General features: G+C 67.5%; 14 protein-coding genes. 5 read left to right on the top strand and 9 right to left on the bottom strand.

Translation table 11 applies throughout. The features are described from left to right. Positions 1-26: 26 nt before the first annotated feature. A complete protein-coding gene (locus ACFOM9_RS12415) occupies positions 27-1706 on the bottom strand; it encodes a long-chain fatty acid--CoA ligase (RefSeq protein ID WP_386711227.1) in 1680 nt (559 codons plus the stop codon). A gap of 166 nt (positions 1707-1872) precedes the next feature. On the opposite strand from ACFOM9_RS12415, the gene ACFOM9_RS12410 reads away from it, so the two are divergent. Further along, positions 1873-2349, top strand: a complete 477-nt coding sequence (locus ACFOM9_RS12410; protein WP_386711224.1) for a nuclear transport factor 2 family protein — start codon at positions 1873-1875, stop codon at positions 2347-2349. Positions 2350-2494: 145 nt separating this feature from the next. Here ACFOM9_RS12410 and acnA read toward each other — a convergent pair whose 3' ends face one another. After that, positions 2495-5260 (bottom strand): aconitate hydratase AcnA, encoded by a 2766-nt coding sequence (gene acnA / locus ACFOM9_RS12405; RefSeq protein ID WP_386711221.1) that lies wholly within the window; start codon positions 5258-5260, stop codon positions 2495-2497. Between the two features lie 144 nt (positions 5261-5404). Here acnA and ACFOM9_RS12400 point away from each other — a divergent pair, with 144 nt between their 5' ends. Both ACFOM9_RS12400 and ACFOM9_RS12395 read left to right on the top strand, forming a co-directional pair. Then, positions 5405-5650: an AbrB/MazE/SpoVT family DNA-binding domain-containing protein gene (locus ACFOM9_RS12400; protein WP_386711218.1), complete on the top strand. Its 246-nt coding sequence runs from the start codon at positions 5405-5407 to the stop codon at positions 5648-5650. Positions 5651-5724: 74 nt separating this feature from the next. Continuing rightward, positions 5725-6135, top strand: coding sequence for a type II toxin-antitoxin system VapC family toxin (locus tag ACFOM9_RS12395; protein WP_386711215.1), 411 nt, complete (start codon positions 5725-5727; stop codon positions 6133-6135). A 118-nt stretch (positions 6136-6253) separates the two neighbouring features. On the opposite strand, the gene hflD is transcribed toward ACFOM9_RS12395, so the two are convergent. Genes hflD through ACFOM9_RS12380 form a run of 3 tightly spaced genes read right to left on the bottom strand, consistent with a single transcriptional unit; the run spans position 6254 to position 8471 of the window. Continuing rightward, a complete protein-coding gene (hflD, locus tag ACFOM9_RS12390; RefSeq protein WP_386711212.1) occupies positions 6254-6865 on the bottom strand; it encodes a high frequency lysogenization protein HflD in 612 nt (203 codons plus the stop codon). Beyond that, a complete protein-coding gene (gene mnmA / locus ACFOM9_RS12385) occupies positions 6820-7995 on the bottom strand; it encodes a tRNA 2-thiouridine(34) synthase MnmA (RefSeq protein WP_386711209.1) in 1176 nt (391 codons plus the stop codon). Before mnmA ends, hflD begins: the two co-directional genes overlap by 46 nt. Next, a complete protein-coding gene (locus ACFOM9_RS12380; protein ID WP_386711206.1) occupies positions 7992-8471 on the bottom strand; it encodes an NUDIX hydrolase in 480 nt (159 codons plus the stop codon). The genes mnmA and ACFOM9_RS12380 overlap by 4 nt, the downstream gene beginning before the upstream one ends. Before the next feature lie 89 nt (positions 8472-8560). Here ACFOM9_RS12380 and clpS point away from each other — a divergent pair, with 89 nt between their 5' ends. Continuing rightward, positions 8561-8881 (top strand): ATP-dependent Clp protease adapter ClpS, encoded by a 321-nt coding sequence (gene clpS / locus ACFOM9_RS12375; RefSeq protein WP_386711203.1) that lies wholly within the window; start codon positions 8561-8563, stop codon positions 8879-8881. A gap of 162 nt (positions 8882-9043) precedes the next feature. After that, complete coding sequence (clpA, locus tag ACFOM9_RS12370) at positions 9044-11320, top strand: ATP-dependent Clp protease ATP-binding subunit ClpA (protein WP_386711200.1); 2277 nt, start codon at positions 9044-9046, stop codon at positions 11318-11320. Between the two features lie 68 nt (positions 11321-11388). On the opposite strand, the gene ACFOM9_RS12365 is transcribed toward clpA, so the two are convergent. The 4 genes from ACFOM9_RS12365 to ACFOM9_RS12350 all read right to left on the bottom strand — a co-directional run bounded on the left by ACFOM9_RS12365 (position 11389) and on the right by ACFOM9_RS12350 (position 14177). Continuing rightward, positions 11389-11754 (bottom strand): hypothetical protein, encoded by a 366-nt coding sequence (locus ACFOM9_RS12365; protein ID WP_386711197.1) that lies wholly within the window; start codon positions 11752-11754, stop codon positions 11389-11391. 202 nt (positions 11755-11956) lie between these two features. Then, positions 11957-12175, bottom strand: coding sequence for a translation initiation factor IF-1 (gene infA / locus ACFOM9_RS12360; RefSeq protein WP_027080044.1), 219 nt, complete (start codon positions 12173-12175; stop codon positions 11957-11959). 89 nt (positions 12176-12264) lie between these two features. Next, complete coding sequence (gene aat, locus ACFOM9_RS12355) at positions 12265-13017, bottom strand: leucyl/phenylalanyl-tRNA--protein transferase (protein WP_386711194.1); 753 nt, start codon at positions 13015-13017, stop codon at positions 12265-12267. A gap of 32 nt (positions 13018-13049) precedes the next feature. Then, on the bottom strand, positions 13050-14177 hold the full coding sequence (locus ACFOM9_RS12350; protein WP_386711191.1) for a GNAT family N-acetyltransferase: 1128 nt from the start codon (positions 14175-14177) through the stop codon (positions 13050-13052). Between the last annotated feature and the right edge of the window lie 75 nt (positions 14178-14252).

The following is a 14252-nucleotide window of genomic DNA, read 5'->3' as shown; positions in this document are numbered from 1 at the left end:
GCCTGATGGCGGCGCCGCCGCGTTCTTCAGCCCGCCGGGCTTGGATCCCTCAGCTCGCGGCGCAGGATCTTGCCGACGTTGCTCTTGGGCAGTTCGTCGCGGAACTCCACGTGGCGCGGCTGCTTGTAGCCGGTGAGGTTCTCGCGCGCATGCGCCTTGACCTGTTCGATCGTCAGCGCCGGATCCTTCCTGACGATGACTAGCTTGACCGCCTCGCCGGACTTCTCGTCCGGCACGCCAACGGCCGCCACCTCGAGCACGCCGGGCATCATCGCGATGACGTCCTCGACCTCGTTGGGGTACACGTTGAAGCCCGACACCAGGATCATGTCCTTCTTGCGATCGACGATGTAGAAGAAGCCCGTCTCCTCCATTCTCGCCATGTCGCCAGTGTGCAGCCAGCCGTCGGCGTCGATGACCTGGGCGGTGTCCTCGGGGCGGTTCCAGTAACCCTTCATCACCTGCGGGCCCTGGATGCACAGCTCGCCCACACTGCCGACCGGCAGCATCGCGCCGGCTTCGTCCTTGATGCAGGCGTCGGTGGACGGAACCGGCAGGCCGATCGAACCGTTGTATTCGGCCAGGTCCATCGGGTTGATGCAGGCCGCGGGCGAGGTTTCGGTGAGGCCGTAGGCTTCCACCAGCGTCACGCCGGTGACCTGCTTCCAGCGCTCCGCCACGGCGCGCTGCACGGCCATGCCGCCGCCCAGCGTCAGCCGCAGCTGGGAGAAATCGACCTTGTCGAAGCCGGGCGTATTGAGCAGTCCGTTGAACAGCGTGTTGACGCCGGTGATCGCGGTGAACTTGACCTTCGACAGCTCCTTGACGAAACCGGGCATGTCGCGTGGATTGGTGATCAGGTAGTTGAGCGCGCCGATCTTCATGAAGACCAGGCCGTTCGCCGTCAGCGAGAAGATGTGGTACAGCGGCAGCGCGGTGATGATGATCTCGCCGCCTTCGTTCACCAGCTGGCTGACCCACGCCGCGGCCTGCTGCATGTTCGCCACCAGGTTGCGGTGGGTGAGCATCGCGCCCTTGGCAACTCCGGTCGTGCCGCCCGTGTACTGCAGGAACGCGATGTCGTCGGGGGTGATCGACACCTCGGGCAGTGCGTGGCGCTGGCCGAGTGTCAATGCGTCGTTGAAGCGGACGGCGCCGGGAAGGTCGTAGTCCGGGACCATCTTTTTCACGTATTTGAGCACGAAGTTGACGATCGCGCCCTTGGGGAAACCGAGCAGATCGCCCAGGCCGGTGGTGATCACGTGCCTGATGGCGGTGCCCTCGGCCGCCTGCTCCACGGTGCGCCCGAAATTGTCCAGCACCAGGATCACGGTCGCACCGGAGTCGACCAGCTGGTGCCTGAGTTCGCGCGGCGTGTACATCGGGTTGACGTTCACGACCGTCAACCCGGCGCGCAGGATGCCGAACGTCGCGATCGGATACTGCAGGCAGTTGGGCATCATGATCGCGACGCGGTCGCCTTTCTTGAGCTTCAGTTCGCCGAGCAGGTAGGCGGCGAGCTGGCCGCTGGCCTCGTCGATCTGCGCATAGGTCAGCGTCTTGCCCATGTTGGCGAATGCCGGCCGGTCGCGGAACTTGCGGATCGAAGCTTCGAGCACCGCCGGAATCGAGGAGAACTCATCGACATCGATCTGCGCCGGGATGCCAGCGGGGTAGTGGGCCAGCCAGGGACGTTCGATCGTCATGTTGCTCTCTCTCCGGTGTTCCAGTGCGACCGCAACCATGCGGACGGATCTTGATCGATTGGAGCATAGGCTCTAGGCCCCCGCAAGGCGATGGACGCGCCTGCGGACGCCTGTGCCGGGCGTGATCGATCGGGTAGCCTCAATCGCCCGGATCAGGAACGCAGCCGTGATGCACGTGCATCGGATCAAGCCGCAGGGCGCCACCACAGGTGCCCGCTGGCGACCCGCTCTGGGGCTGCTGCTTGTCGTGCTGGCGTTTGGCGCGGGGTGCCGTCGCGAGCAGGGCGAGCAGGCGTTGCGCCGCGACGTGGCCGGGCTGCAGGCCGCGATCGAATCCCGCGACGCGGGTGGCGTGGCGGAGTTCCTGGCGTCGGACTTCATCGGCAACGACGGTCTCGACCGCGACGGCGCCCGCCGCCTGGCGGCGCTGTATTTCCTGCGCAACGCAACCGTCGGCATCACCGCGGGCCCGCTCGACATCCAGCTGCGGGACGACCATGCCACCGTCCGCAACACCGTGGCACTGACCGGCGGCAGCGGCGGATTGCTGCCGGACGCCGGTCGCGTGTACGCGGTCACTTCGGGCTGGCGGCTGGAAGACGGCGACTGGCGGATGACCAGCCTGTCGTGGGATGCGCCGTAGGCGGATCGCCTGCACCGGTTCGCGCCGGGCAAGGTCGCGTGGCATGGACGCGCACAAAAAAAGCGGCCCGAAGGCCGCTTTTCTCTTGACGCCGAACGATGCTTGCGCCGGGCGTGGAGCGATCCCTGCGCAGGTGGCGCGGGGATCAGGCCGCCTTCTTCGCCGCCAGCTGGCGCAGTACGTACTGCAGCAGGCCGCCGTGGCGGAAGTATTCGACCTCCTTCGGCGTCAGCAGCATCACGTGGGCATCGAACGACTGCGTGCTGCCGTCGGCCTTGGTCGCGGTCACCAACGCGGTCTTCGACGCGCCGTCCTGCAGGCCGGTGATGTCGAAGGTTTCCGAACCGTCGAAGCCGAGCGACAGCGCGTTCTGGCCATTCTTGAACTGCAGCGGCAGCACGCCCATGCCGACGAGGTTGGAGCGGTGGATGCGCTCGAAGCTTTCCGCGATCACCGCCTTCACGCCCAGCAGGATCGTGCCCTTGGCCGCCCAGTCGCGCGACGAGCCTGTGCCGTATTCCTTGCCCGCCAGCACCACCAGCGGCGTGCCGTCGGCCTTGTACTTCATCGCCGCGTCGTAGATCGCCAGCTGTTCGCCGGCACCGTCGCCCTTGCCAAAATACTTGGTGAAGCCGCCTTCGACGCCGTCGAGCATCTGGTTGCGGATGCGGATGTTGGCGAAGGTGCCGCGCACCATCACGTCGTCGTTGCCGCGGCGCGAACCGTAGCTGTTGAAGTCGGTCGGCTGCACGCCGCGCGACTGCAGGAAGCGGCCCGCCGGCGAGTCCTGCTTGATGTTGCCGGCCGGCGAGATGTGGTCGGTGGTAATCGAGTCGCCGAACAGGCCGAGCACGCGCGCGCCATGGATGTCGGCGATTTCGCCGACGTCCATGGTCATGCCCTCGAAGTAGGGCGGGTTCTTGATGTAGGTCGAGGCCTCGTCCCACTGGTAGGCCAGGCTGTCCGGGGACTGGATCGCGTTCCAGCGGCTGTCGCCCTTGAACACGTCGGCGTAGTTCTGCGCGAACAGCTCGGGGCCGACCGTCGCGGCGATCATGTCGCCGATCTCCTTGTTGGTCGGCCAGATGTCGCGCAGGTACACCGGGTTGCCCGCGGGATCGTGGCCGATCGGATCGTTGGTGAGGTCGATGTCGATGGTGCCGGCGATCGCATACGCCACCACCAGCGGCGGCGAGGCGAGGTAGTTCATCTTCACCTCGGCGTGGATGCGGCCTTCGAAGTTGCGGTTGCCCGACAGCACCGCGGCCACCGCCAGGTCGTTCTCGGCGATGCCCTGGGACACGGCCTGCGGCAGCGGTCCGGAGTTGCCGATGCAGGTGGTGCAGCCGTAGCCGACCACGTAGAAGCCCAGTTTCTCCAGGTCGTCCATCAGGCCGGCCTTCTTCAGGTAGTCGGTGACCACCAGAGAGCCCGGCCCGAGCGAGGTCTTGACCCACGGCGCGGCCTTCAGGCCCTTGGCCGCGGCGTTGCGCGCCAACAGGCCGGCGCCGAGCATGACCGCCGGGTTGGAGGTGTTGGTGCACGAGGTGATCGCGGCGATGACCACCGAGCCGTCCGTCAGGGCGTGGTCCTGGTCCTCGAGGTGGATCATCGAGACCGGCTTGGCCGCCAGGCGCTGCGCCTGCGGCTGGTCGCCGCCCTCGGCGTCGAGTTCGTGGATCGCGCAGCCCACCTTGGCGTCGCGGGCCTTGGTCATGCCGCCGACGTTCTCGTGGAAATTGGCTTTCATGTCGCTCAGCAGCACGCGGTCCTGCGGGCGCTTGGGCCCGGCGAGCGAGGGCTGCACGGTCGCGAGGTCGAGCTCCAGCGTGGCCGAGTACTCGGCGTGCGGGGAGTCGGGCGTGTGCCACAGGCCCTGCGCCTTCGCGTAGGCCTCGACCAACGCGATCTGTTCCTCGCTGCGGCCGGACAGGCGCAGGTAGCGCACCGATTCGGCGTCGATCGGGAAGATGCCGCAGGTCGCGCCGTATTCGGGCGCCATGTTGGCGATCGTGGCGCGGTCGGCCAGCGGCAGGTGCTGCAGGCCGTCGCCGTAGAACTCGACGAACTTGCCGACCACGCCGTGCTTGCGCAGCGTCTGGGTGACGGTCAGCACCAGGTCGGTCGCGGTGGCGCCCTCGGGAAGCTTGCCGGTGAGGCGGAAACCGACGACCTGCGGGATCAGCATCGACGAAGGCTGGCCGAGCATCGCGGCCTCGGCCTCGATGCCGCCCACGCCCCAGCCGAGCACGCCGATGCCGTTGATCATCGTGGTGTGCGAGTCGGTGCCGAACACGGTATCGGGGAATGCCCAGGTGTCGCCGTCGAGGTCGCGTTCCATGACCACGCGCGCCAGGTTCTCCAGGTTCACCTGGTGGACGATGCCGGTGTTGGGCGGCACCACCTTGAAGTTCTCGAACGCCTTCTGGCCCCAGCGCAGGAAGCCGTAGCGCTCCTTGTTGCGCTCGAATTCGATCTTGCCATTGAGGTCCAGCGCATCGGGCCGGCCGAAGACGTCGACCTGCACCGAGTGGTCGATCACCAGCTCGGAGGGGATGAGCGGATTGATCTGGTCAGGCTGGCCGCCAAGCTTGGTCACCGCGTCGCGCATGGCAGCCAGGTCGACCACGCAGGGCACGCCGGTGAAGTCCTGCAGCACGACGCGCGCCGGCATGAAGGCGATCTCGGTGTCCGGCTCGGCCTTCGGGTCCCACTTGGCCACCGCCTCGATGTGCTCCTTGCCGACCGTGATGCCGCCATCTTCGTGGCGCAGCAGGTTTTCCAGCAGGATCTTCATCGAATAGGGCAGGCGGGCGATGTCGAACTTCTGGCCGAGCGTGGGCAGGCTGGCGTAGGTGTAGGACTTGCCGTTGACGTCCAGGCGGGCGCGGGTGGCGAAGGAATCGCTCATGGGGCGAAAACTCCTGTGGCTGAGGGCGGAAGACCCTGGCGGGCGGGCCGGAGGGGGCTGGGAATCCACACAGTATGCCGGATTGAGTATGATTTTTGAAGTATGTAGACTCCATCCATATTTCCTGCTCCGGAGAATGCCCTGATGGAGGCTACGGTGGCCGAACGCGGCCAGATCACCCTGCCCAAGGCGGTGCGCGATGCGCTCGGGCTGAGCAAGGGCACCATCCTGAAGGTGGAGCTGGATGGTGGCCGCATTATCCTGCGCAAGAGTGTCGACGATGCGATCTCACGCGCGCGCGGGCGCTTCAAGCTCGATGGGTTCGCCGATACCAGCGAGGCAATGAGCACCATCCGCGGACGCGGGCCCGGCGAACCGGGGCGGGGCTAGCGCATGGCCAGGGTCCGCCGACCATGCCTGGCGGCAGCGTGCCCGGCGGACGCGCGCCCGCCTGGAGCAGGCCAATGATCGCGATCGATACGCCCGCCCTGATCGACCTGCTGGCAGATGGCCCGGACGCCGATGCGGTGGAGTTGTGCCTGCGCCAGTGCCTGGGAAGCGGGCCGGTGGTGGTCTGCGACGTGGTGTTGGCCGAGCTGTGCAGCGCGCTCAAGGACGGATCCGAGGCCCTGGCCGCGCTCGAGGAAATGAGCATCCGCTACCTGCCGACCGAGGCCAAGTCGGCGCTGCGTGCCGGCGAGATGCAGCGCCGGCATCGCCAGCGCGAAGGCACCGGGCTGCGCGCCGTGCCGGATTTCCTCACCGGCGCGCATGCCCTCATGCAGTGCAACGGCCTGATCACGCGCGACACCGGCTTCTACCGCGACTACTTCAAGGGCCTGAAGCTGATCGTGCCGGTGGCCGGCAAGGCCTGATCTCCGAATGGCAGCCGCGCAGGCGCGGCTTCAGCCGCGAGCTTGTGATTCCGCCGGGACACTGCGAGGAGCTTGCGGCTGAAGCCGCTGCCGCCGATCCGAATGGCGCGCCGGCGCTTCAGCCCAGACCTTGCGCCAGTTCGCTTTCGATCGCGGCCAGCATCTGGCGCCGGGCGAGGAGGAAATCGAACAGGCTGCCGCCCGTCTGTCGCCACAGCACGGCCGAACGCAGCGCGGCCAGCAGCAGGGCGCGGATTTCCGAAACGATGTCGGCCTGACCGAGGTAGTGCGGATTGCCCTGCACCATGACCTTCGGGCGCAGGTTGCTTACGGTGTCCGCATAGAGCTTGCCGAGCGCGGCCAGCACGTCGGGATGGCTGCTGCCGAGGCGCTCGGCGAGCGGCGCCGCGGCGGCGATGCCGTCCTGGACCTGCTGCACCATCGCACCGTCGCGCACGAACCTGCGTTCGATCTGCAGCACCGCCAGCCCCAGCCGCGGCAGGGCCTCGTCCTTGTTCTGGTTGGCGAAATAATCGCGCAGCAGCACCAGCCCCGGGCGCAGGTCGGCCACGGTGCCGTACACCGCCTCGGGCGATTCGGCGTCGATGCGGAACACGCTGTCGAGCGCGGTTGCCAGTACCGACGCGTCGGCCTGGCCGGTCTCGGCGATGCGCCGCACCTGCTTCAGGCCTTGCAGCAGGCCGGCGAGGGCGAGGACCCGTTCTTGCATTGCGCACTGCTCCCGGAAGTCGTGCCCCGGCGCCGTGTTTCCAGCGGCGCATCGGTGGCCGCGATCACCGCGCCACCCAGGCAATGGTCGCCATCGTAAAGCACCAGCGATTGTCCAGGCGTCACCGCGCGCTGCCGCCGCGCGAAGCGAACGCGCAAGCTGCCGTCCTCGCGCACCTGCACCTGGCAATCCTGGTCGTGCTGCCGATAGCGGGTCTGCGCGCTGCAGGCGAACTCGGCGGCCGGCGGTGTGCCCGCGATCCAGTGCGCCGCCTCGGTCCAGGTGGTATCCGACAATAAACAGGTGCTGTCGCTGCCCTGGTCGACAACCAGCACGTTGTGCTCGACGTCCTTGTCGACCACATACCAGGGGGCGTCCTGGAACCCGCGCAGCCCGCCGATCTGCAGTCCTTCGCGCTGGCCGAGCGTGAAATGGAACACGCCCGGATGGGTGCCGACCACGCGACCGTCGGGGGTGCGCATTTCGCCCGGCTTCGCGGGCAGGTAACGCGAGAGGAACTCGCGGAAATCCCGCTCGCCGATGAAGCAGATGCCGGTGGAATCCTTCTTCGCCGCGGTCGGCAAGCCCGCTTCGGCGGCGAGGCGGCGCACGTCGCTCTTGGGCATGTCCCCGAGCGGGAACACGGTGGCAGCCAGCTGCGCCTGCCCGAGCTGGTGCAGGAAATAGCTCTGGTCCTTGCCCCGGTCGCGCGCGCGCAGCAGGCGCCAGCGTCCGCATTCGTTATCGATCCGGGCGTAGTGCCCGGTGGCGATGCGCTCGGCGCCCAGGTCGCGCGCGGCATCGAGGAAATGCTTGAACTTGATCTCGCGGTTGCACAGCACGTCCGGGTTGGGCGTGCGCCCCGCGGAGTACTCGGCGAGAAAATGGGCGAACACGCCATGCCAGTACTCGCCCGAGAAATCGCGGAAGTGGATCGGGATGCCAAGTCGCCCGCAGACCGCCACCGCGTCGCGGCGATCATCCTCGGCACGGCAGTCGCCGCTGCCGTCGTCGGCCCAGTTCTGCATGAACAGGCCGGCGATCGGTTCACCGGCGTCGCGCAGCAGCAGCGCGGCGACCGACGAATCGACGCCACCGGACATGCCGACGATGGTTCGCGGCGCGCTCACGGGACCTGCTGCAGCAGCGACAGCGGATGGCGCTGCCCGGCGAGGTGGTCTGCGACCACCCGCCACACCAGCGGACTGCGGTGGCGGTCGCGCTCGGCCAGCAGTTCGGCGGGCGTCATCCACAGCACGCGCAAGATGCCGTCGTCGAGCGGCCGCGCCGGATCGTGGCGCAGCGGCTCGGCGGCGAACGCCATGCGCAGGTAGTGGCGCCCGGCACTGCCGTCTGTTCCTGTGGGCGCCTGCCACTGGTACGCGCCGATGAAGGCGGTCAGGCGCACGTCCCAGCCGGTCTCTTCGCGGGTCTCACGCAGCGCGGCCTGTTCGAGGCTTTCGTCCGGTTCGAGATGGCCGGCCGGCTGGTTGATCACCAGGCTTCCATTGCTGCGCTCCTCGACGCACAGCACGCGGCCGCCGTCGACCACCACGGTGGCGACGGTGACATCGGGTTGCCAGAACCTGCTTTCGCCCTTGGACATGCGGCCATTGTCCTTCGCCTGCGGCGTTGGCGTCCACGCCGTGGCATGACGTCCGCATAAAGCCGCGCCCGCTCGTATAAAATTGCCGGATGGCCAATGAGCACGAACAGGATCGAGAGCACGGCGTCGCCGTGGAAACCGGCAAGCCCGAGGTGGCGCGGCCACCCCTGTATTCGGTCCTGCTGCTGAACGACGACTACACGCCGATGGACTTCGTGGTCGACGTCCTGACCCGATTTTTCGGCATGAGCCTCGACAAGGCCACCCAGGTGATGTTGCACGTCCACACCCGTGGGCGCGGCGTATGCGGGGTGTTCACGCGCGAAGTGGCCGAATCCAAGGTGGCGCAGGTCAACGAGTATTCCCGCCTCAACCAGCACCCGCTGCTGTGCACGATGGAAAAGGCCTGAGCATCGGGCCACCGGCGGAACGCTGAATCCCGGCAAGTGGCATGCCCTGCGTGACTTGCAGGCCGGGCGGGAAAAGACCTACAAGGAAGCCAAGGCGGGGGCGTGGAAATTCCCGCGGTTACCCCCATCTGGGTTGTAGTGATTTCCGGAGGCTCCCGCCCCATGTTCAGCAAGGATCTCGAATACACCATCGGCCAGTGCTACAAGCGCGCCCGCGAGGCGCGCGACGAGTACATGACGGTCGAACACCTGTTGCTCGCGCTGCTCGACAATCCGTCGGCCGAAGGCGTGCTCAAGGCGACCGGCGCCGACTTCCACCGTTTGCGCGGCGATCTCGAGCAGGCCATCGCCAGTTCGGTGTCGCACCTGCCCGAGGACGACGGTCGCGACACCCAGCCCACGCTAGGCTTCCAGCGCGTGCTGCAGCGTGCGGTCTACCACGTGCAGTCCTCCGGCAAGAAGGAGGTCACCGGCGCCAACGTGCTGGTGGCGATCTTCGGCGAGAAGGATTCGCACGCGGTCTACTACCTCAACCAGCAGGACGTCTCGCGCCTGGACGTGGTGAACTACCTGTCCCACGGCATCGCCAAACACGGCGACACCGAGTCACCCGACATGGAAGACCTCGGCGCCAAGGCCGAGGCCGCCGAGGGAGAGGCGAAGGGAGACGCCCTGAGCGAATACGCGGTCAACCTCAATGCGCTGGCCCAGGAAGGGCGGATCGACCCGCTGGTCGGCCGTGCCGACGAAGTCGAGCGCACCATCCAGGTGCTTTGCCGCCGGCGCAAGAACAATCCGCTCTACGTCGGCGAGGCCGGCGTGGGCAAGACCGCGCTGGCAGAGGGCCTGGCGCGGCGCATCGTCGAAGGCGACGTGCCCAAGGTGCTCCAGGAAGCAACGATCTATTCGCTCGACCTGGGCGCGCTGGTCGCCGGCACCAAATACCGTGGCGACTTCGAGAAGCGGCTCAAGGCCCTTCTCGCGGCACTGAAGAAGGTGCCTGACGCGGTGCTGTTCATCGACGAGATCCACACCATCATCGGCGCCGGCTCCGCCTCCGGTGGCACCATGGACGCCAGCAACATGATCAAGCCCGCCCTGGCATCGGGCGACCTGCGCTGCATCGGTTCGACCACCTTCCAGGAATACCGCGGCATCTTCGAAAAGGACCACGCCCTGGCGAGGCGTTTCCAGAAGATCGACATCGTCGAGCCCAGCGTCGGCGAGACGGTCGAGATCCTGCGTGGACTGCGCCCGCGCTACCAGGAGCATCACGACGTGATGTATTCGGATGATGCGCTACAGGCGGCCGTCGACCTGTCGGTCAAGCATATCGGCGACCGCCTGCTGCCCGACAAGGCCATCGACGTGATCGACGAAGCCGGCGCGCGCCAGCAGCTGCTGCCCGAGGAAGAGCGCCATGCGCTGATTGGCGTCGAGCAGATCGAACTGATCGTCGCGAAGATGGCGCGCATCCCGGCCAAGCAGGTCAGCGCGTCGGACAAGGACGTGCTCGCGCACCTGGAGCGCAACCTGAAGATGGTGATCTTCGGCCAGGATCCGGCGATCGAATCGCTGACCTCGGCGATCAAGCTGGCCCGCTCGGGGCTGGCCAACCCGGACAAGCCGATCGGCAATTTCCTGTTCGCCGGGCCCACCGGCGTCGGCAAGACCGAGGTGACCAAGCAACTCGCCCTGCAGCTGGGCATCGAGCTCGTCCGGTTCGACATGAGCGAGTACATGGAGTCGCACTCGGTCAGCCGCCTGATCGGCGCGCCCCCGGGCTACGTCGGTTTCGACCAGGGTGGCCTGCTGACCGAGAAGATCGTCAAGACGCCGCACTGCGTGCTGCTGCTCGACGAGGTGGAGAAAGCCCATCCGGACATCTTCAACATCCTGCTGCAGGTGATGGATCGCGGCATCCTCACCGACACCAACGGACGCGAAGCGAACTTCCGCAACGTGATCCTGGTGATGACCACCAACGCCGGCGCGGCGCAGGCGTCGCGGCGCACGATCGGTTTCACCAAGCAGGACCACAGCACCGATGCGATGGAGGTGATCCGCAAGGGCTTCAGCCCGGAGTTCCGCAACCGGCTGGACGCGATCGTGCAGTTCCAGGCGCTGGGCTTCGACCACATCCTGCGGGTGGTGGACAAGTTCCTGATCGAACTCGAGGCGCAGCTGCACGAAAAGGGCGTGACGCTCTCGACCACGCCAGCCGCCCGCGACTGGCTGGCCCAGCACGGCTTCGACCCGCTGATGGGCGCGCGCCCGATGTCGCGCGTGTTGCAGGACAAGATCAAGCGCCCGCTGGCGGACGAGCTGCTCTTCGGGAAGCTGGTGAAGGGTGGACGCGTCGGGGTCGACGTGGTCGACGGCGAGATCGTGCTGGACGTGCAGGCCGAACCGGAGAAGCTGCTGCCGGCGACCGTCTGACAACGCGCCAGCAGTGCGGTACATGCGAGCGCGCCGGGAGACCGGCGCGCTTTTCTTTTCATCCGGCGTCAGCGGCCGCGGCGGGCGTAACTCTCGTACTGCTCGGCGCTGATCGACGCGACGCCGCGGACCGTGCAGCTGCCGCGCTTGGTGCGAACCGTCGTGCCGCTCGGGCAGATCCGGCCGTCCTTGCCTTCGGCGCGAAGCTGCACCCGGGTGGAGATCGCGATCTCGCCGCAGCTGCCGCCGAAGCCAAGGCGGTAGTGCGACTCGCCATCCTTGACGAGCAGGTACTGCGAGCCGAAGCGCGCCGTCTCGTGCTGCGACGAAAGATCGACGCAGTCGGACAAGTCTTCGTTGCCGGCGGCATGGGTCGATGCGAAAGCGACGCCGGACAGGAGGGCGATCGCGATCGCGCTGCGGAAGCTGGACATGGTGTAGCCCGTGGGTGGCGACCCGGATCGGGTCCTGCACAGGCTAGGAGGCGCAACGCGCCGGCAATACTGCATGAAGTGCCAGTGACATGCCGCATGGCGTGCCGGCAATCGCCGCAAAGCGGCCGAGGCAGGACGTGGCGGATCGCGGCCGAGGCGCACGCACCATCGACGAGGCTGCCGGCATGCGCCGGCAACGGTCTCAACGCATGCGGTAGGTGATGCGGCCCTTGGTCAGGTCGTAAGGCGTCATTTCCACCTTGACCTTGTCGCCGGTGAGGATGCGGATGTAGTTCTTGCGCATGCGCCCGGAGATGTGCGCGATGATCTCGTGGCCGTTCTCCAGCTTCACCCGGAACATGGTGTTCGGGAGGGTTTCGGAGATCGTGCCTTCAAATTCAATGACGTCGTCTTTCGCCATGCGTCCTGGACTGCTGCGTAAGGTCGGGCGAGGAACGGCCGACAAGCCGCGTATTCTGCCACGCGCCGGACCGAGGCGCAAAATTTCCGTTAACCCCCGGTCGGAGGAGTGGCCAGTTCGCTGGCCGGCAGCCGGCCGAACCGCTCTGTCCACGGGCCCGGCGCAACCGGCTGGCCGCACAGGTCGGCGATCGCGGCGATGAAATCCCGGCGAGGCCAGGACTCCGCGCCGAGGCGGCGCAGGTGGTCGTTTTCGACCTGGGCATCGACCAGCGGCCAGCCCCATTGACGCAGCCGGTGGGCGAGGGCGGCCAGCGCCACCTTGGAGCCGCCGCTGGCAATGGAAAACATGCTTTCGCCGAAGAACACGCGCCCGATAGCCACGCCGTAGATGCCGCCGACCAGTCGTCCCTGATCGAGAACCTCGACGCTGTGGGCATGCCCGAGGCGGTGCAGGGCGACGTAGGCCGCGCGCATGGCCGGGGTGATCCAGGTGCCGTGCTGACCCGCACGGGGGCTGCCGGCGCAGGCGTCGATCACCGCCTCGAATGCGGTATCGGCGCACGCCACCCAGCCGCTGCCGCGCAGGCTGCGGCGGAAGCGCGTGGACAGGTGCACGCCATCGCTGCGGAAGACCATCCGCGGATCGGGCGACCACCAGAGGATCGGCTGGCCTTCCGAATACCAGGGAAAGATCCCGCGCGCGTAGGCGTCGAGCAGACGCGCCGGCGAGAGGTCGCCGCCCGCCGCCAGCAGGCCATCGGGCTCGCGGAGCGCGCGGGAGACCGGCGGGAAGGGCGCCTGCGGATCGTCGCCCAGCCAGGCCGGCAGCTCGATGCTCATCGGTCCATTGTAGGAACTGCCGGTCGGGCGAGTCAGCCCGGCGAGCGGAAAGGGGAGTGCAGCGCCAGCGCGGCGGCGTGCCGGCCGATGTCCGCGGATTCTTCCTGGCACCAGTCGCGCAGCGCCACGGCGAACGCCGGGTCGGCAACCCAGTGGCGGCTGCGCACCGGCGTCGGCAGGAAACCGCGAGCGATCTTGTGGACACCCTGCGCGCCGGGTTCGAACCGGGTCAGCCCTTCGCGCAGGCAGTATTCGATGCCCTGGTAGTAGCAGGTCTCGAAGTGCAGGCCCGGAACCTGGCGGAAGGCGCCCCAGTAGCGGCCGTACAGGGTGTCGCCACCGCGCAGGCACAGTGCGCCGGCGACGGTGTCGCCCCCCTGGTCGGCGAGGATCAGCACCAGGCTGCGCGGCATCGCCGTCGCCAGGTGGCGGACGAAGTCGAGGGTCAGCGAAGGATGGTTGCCGTACTCGGCAAACGTCTGCAGGTACAGCGCGTGGATGCCGTCGAGATCCTCGGCCGAAGCCTCGTCCCCGTGCATGGTACGGAGCGTCACCCCGGCGCGCGCCACCCGCGCGCGTTCCTGGCGGATGTTCTTGCGGTGCTTGTGGTCCATCGCCGCGAGGAAGCCGTCGAAATCGCGCCAGCCGTCGCGGTTGTGCCAGTGGTATTGCAGGTCGGTCCGCGAAAGCCATTCCGGGCCGAACGCGGCGTCCTCGTCCGCGCAATGGAAGTTCACGTGCGCCGAAGACAGGCCGGCGTCGCGCGCCGTCGTCGCGAGCGCCGCGACCAGTGCCTGGCGGGCGTTTTCGTCGCGCGCCAGCAGGCGCGGACCGGTGACCGGCGAGTAGGGCACGGCGCACAGCAGCTTGGGAAAATAGTCCTGCCCATAGCGCGCATAGGCATGCGCCCAGGCGTGGTCGAAAACGAATTCACCGTGCGAATTGTCCTTGAGATAGGCCGGGGCGGCCGCGACGAGGTCGGCGCCTTCCCAGAGCGTCAGGTGTCGCGGTCGCCAGCCCCACTGTCCCCGCACACAGCCGTAGCGCTCCATGCCTTCGAGGAAGGCGTGGGCAATGAAGGGATTGCGGCCGTCGTGCAGGGCATCCCACGCGGCGGCCGGAATTTCCGCCAGGCGTTCAAGGATGCGGATGGTCGGCATGAAGGCGAGGCCTGCGGATTTCGCGGATGAAGATGGATCCCTGGTCGTACCGGCCCCAATCGCTTCGTCCCGGGA

This window comes from Luteimonas notoginsengisoli (assembly GCF_042648885.1).
Taxonomy (GTDB): domain Bacteria; phylum Pseudomonadota; class Gammaproteobacteria; order Xanthomonadales; family Xanthomonadaceae; genus Luteimonas; species Luteimonas notoginsengisoli.
This window is presented reverse-complemented; position numbering and strand designations above follow the sequence as displayed.

Coding starts and splice junctions, on each gene's coding strand:
- ACFOM9_RS12415 (WP_386711227.1), bottom strand. CDS start 1,706: ATGACGATCGAACGTCCCTGGCTGGCCCACTACCCCGCTGGCATCCCG.
- acnA (WP_386711221.1), bottom strand. CDS start 5,260: ATGAGCGATTCCTTCGCCACCCGCGCCCGCCTGGACGTCAACGGCAAG.
- ACFOM9_RS12400 (WP_386711218.1), top strand. CDS start 5,405: ATGGAGGCTACGGTGGCCGAACGCGGCCAGATCACCCTGCCCAAGGCG.
- ACFOM9_RS12395 (WP_386711215.1), top strand. CDS start 5,725: ATGATCGCGATCGATACGCCCGCCCTGATCGACCTGCTGGCAGATGGC.
- hflD (WP_386711212.1), bottom strand. CDS start 6,865: ATGCAAGAACGGGTCCTCGCCCTCGCCGGCCTGCTGCAAGGCCTGAAG.
- ACFOM9_RS12380 (WP_386711206.1), bottom strand. CDS start 8,471: ATGTCCAAGGGCGAAAGCAGGTTCTGGCAACCCGATGTCACCGTCGCC.
- clpS (WP_386711203.1), top strand. CDS start 8,561: ATGGCCAATGAGCACGAACAGGATCGAGAGCACGGCGTCGCCGTGGAA.
- clpA (WP_386711200.1), top strand. CDS start 9,044: ATGTTCAGCAAGGATCTCGAATACACCATCGGCCAGTGCTACAAGCGC.
- ACFOM9_RS12365 (WP_386711197.1), bottom strand. CDS start 11,754: ATGTCCAGCTTCCGCAGCGCGATCGCGATCGCCCTCCTGTCCGGCGTC.
- infA (WP_027080044.1), bottom strand. CDS start 12,175: ATGGCGAAAGACGACGTCATTGAATTTGAAGGCACGATCTCCGAAACC.
- aat (WP_386711194.1), bottom strand. CDS start 13,017: ATGAGCATCGAGCTGCCGGCCTGGCTGGGCGACGATCCGCAGGCGCCC.
- ACFOM9_RS12350 (WP_386711191.1), bottom strand. CDS start 14,177: ATGCCGACCATCCGCATCCTTGAACGCCTGGCGGAAATTCCGGCCGCC.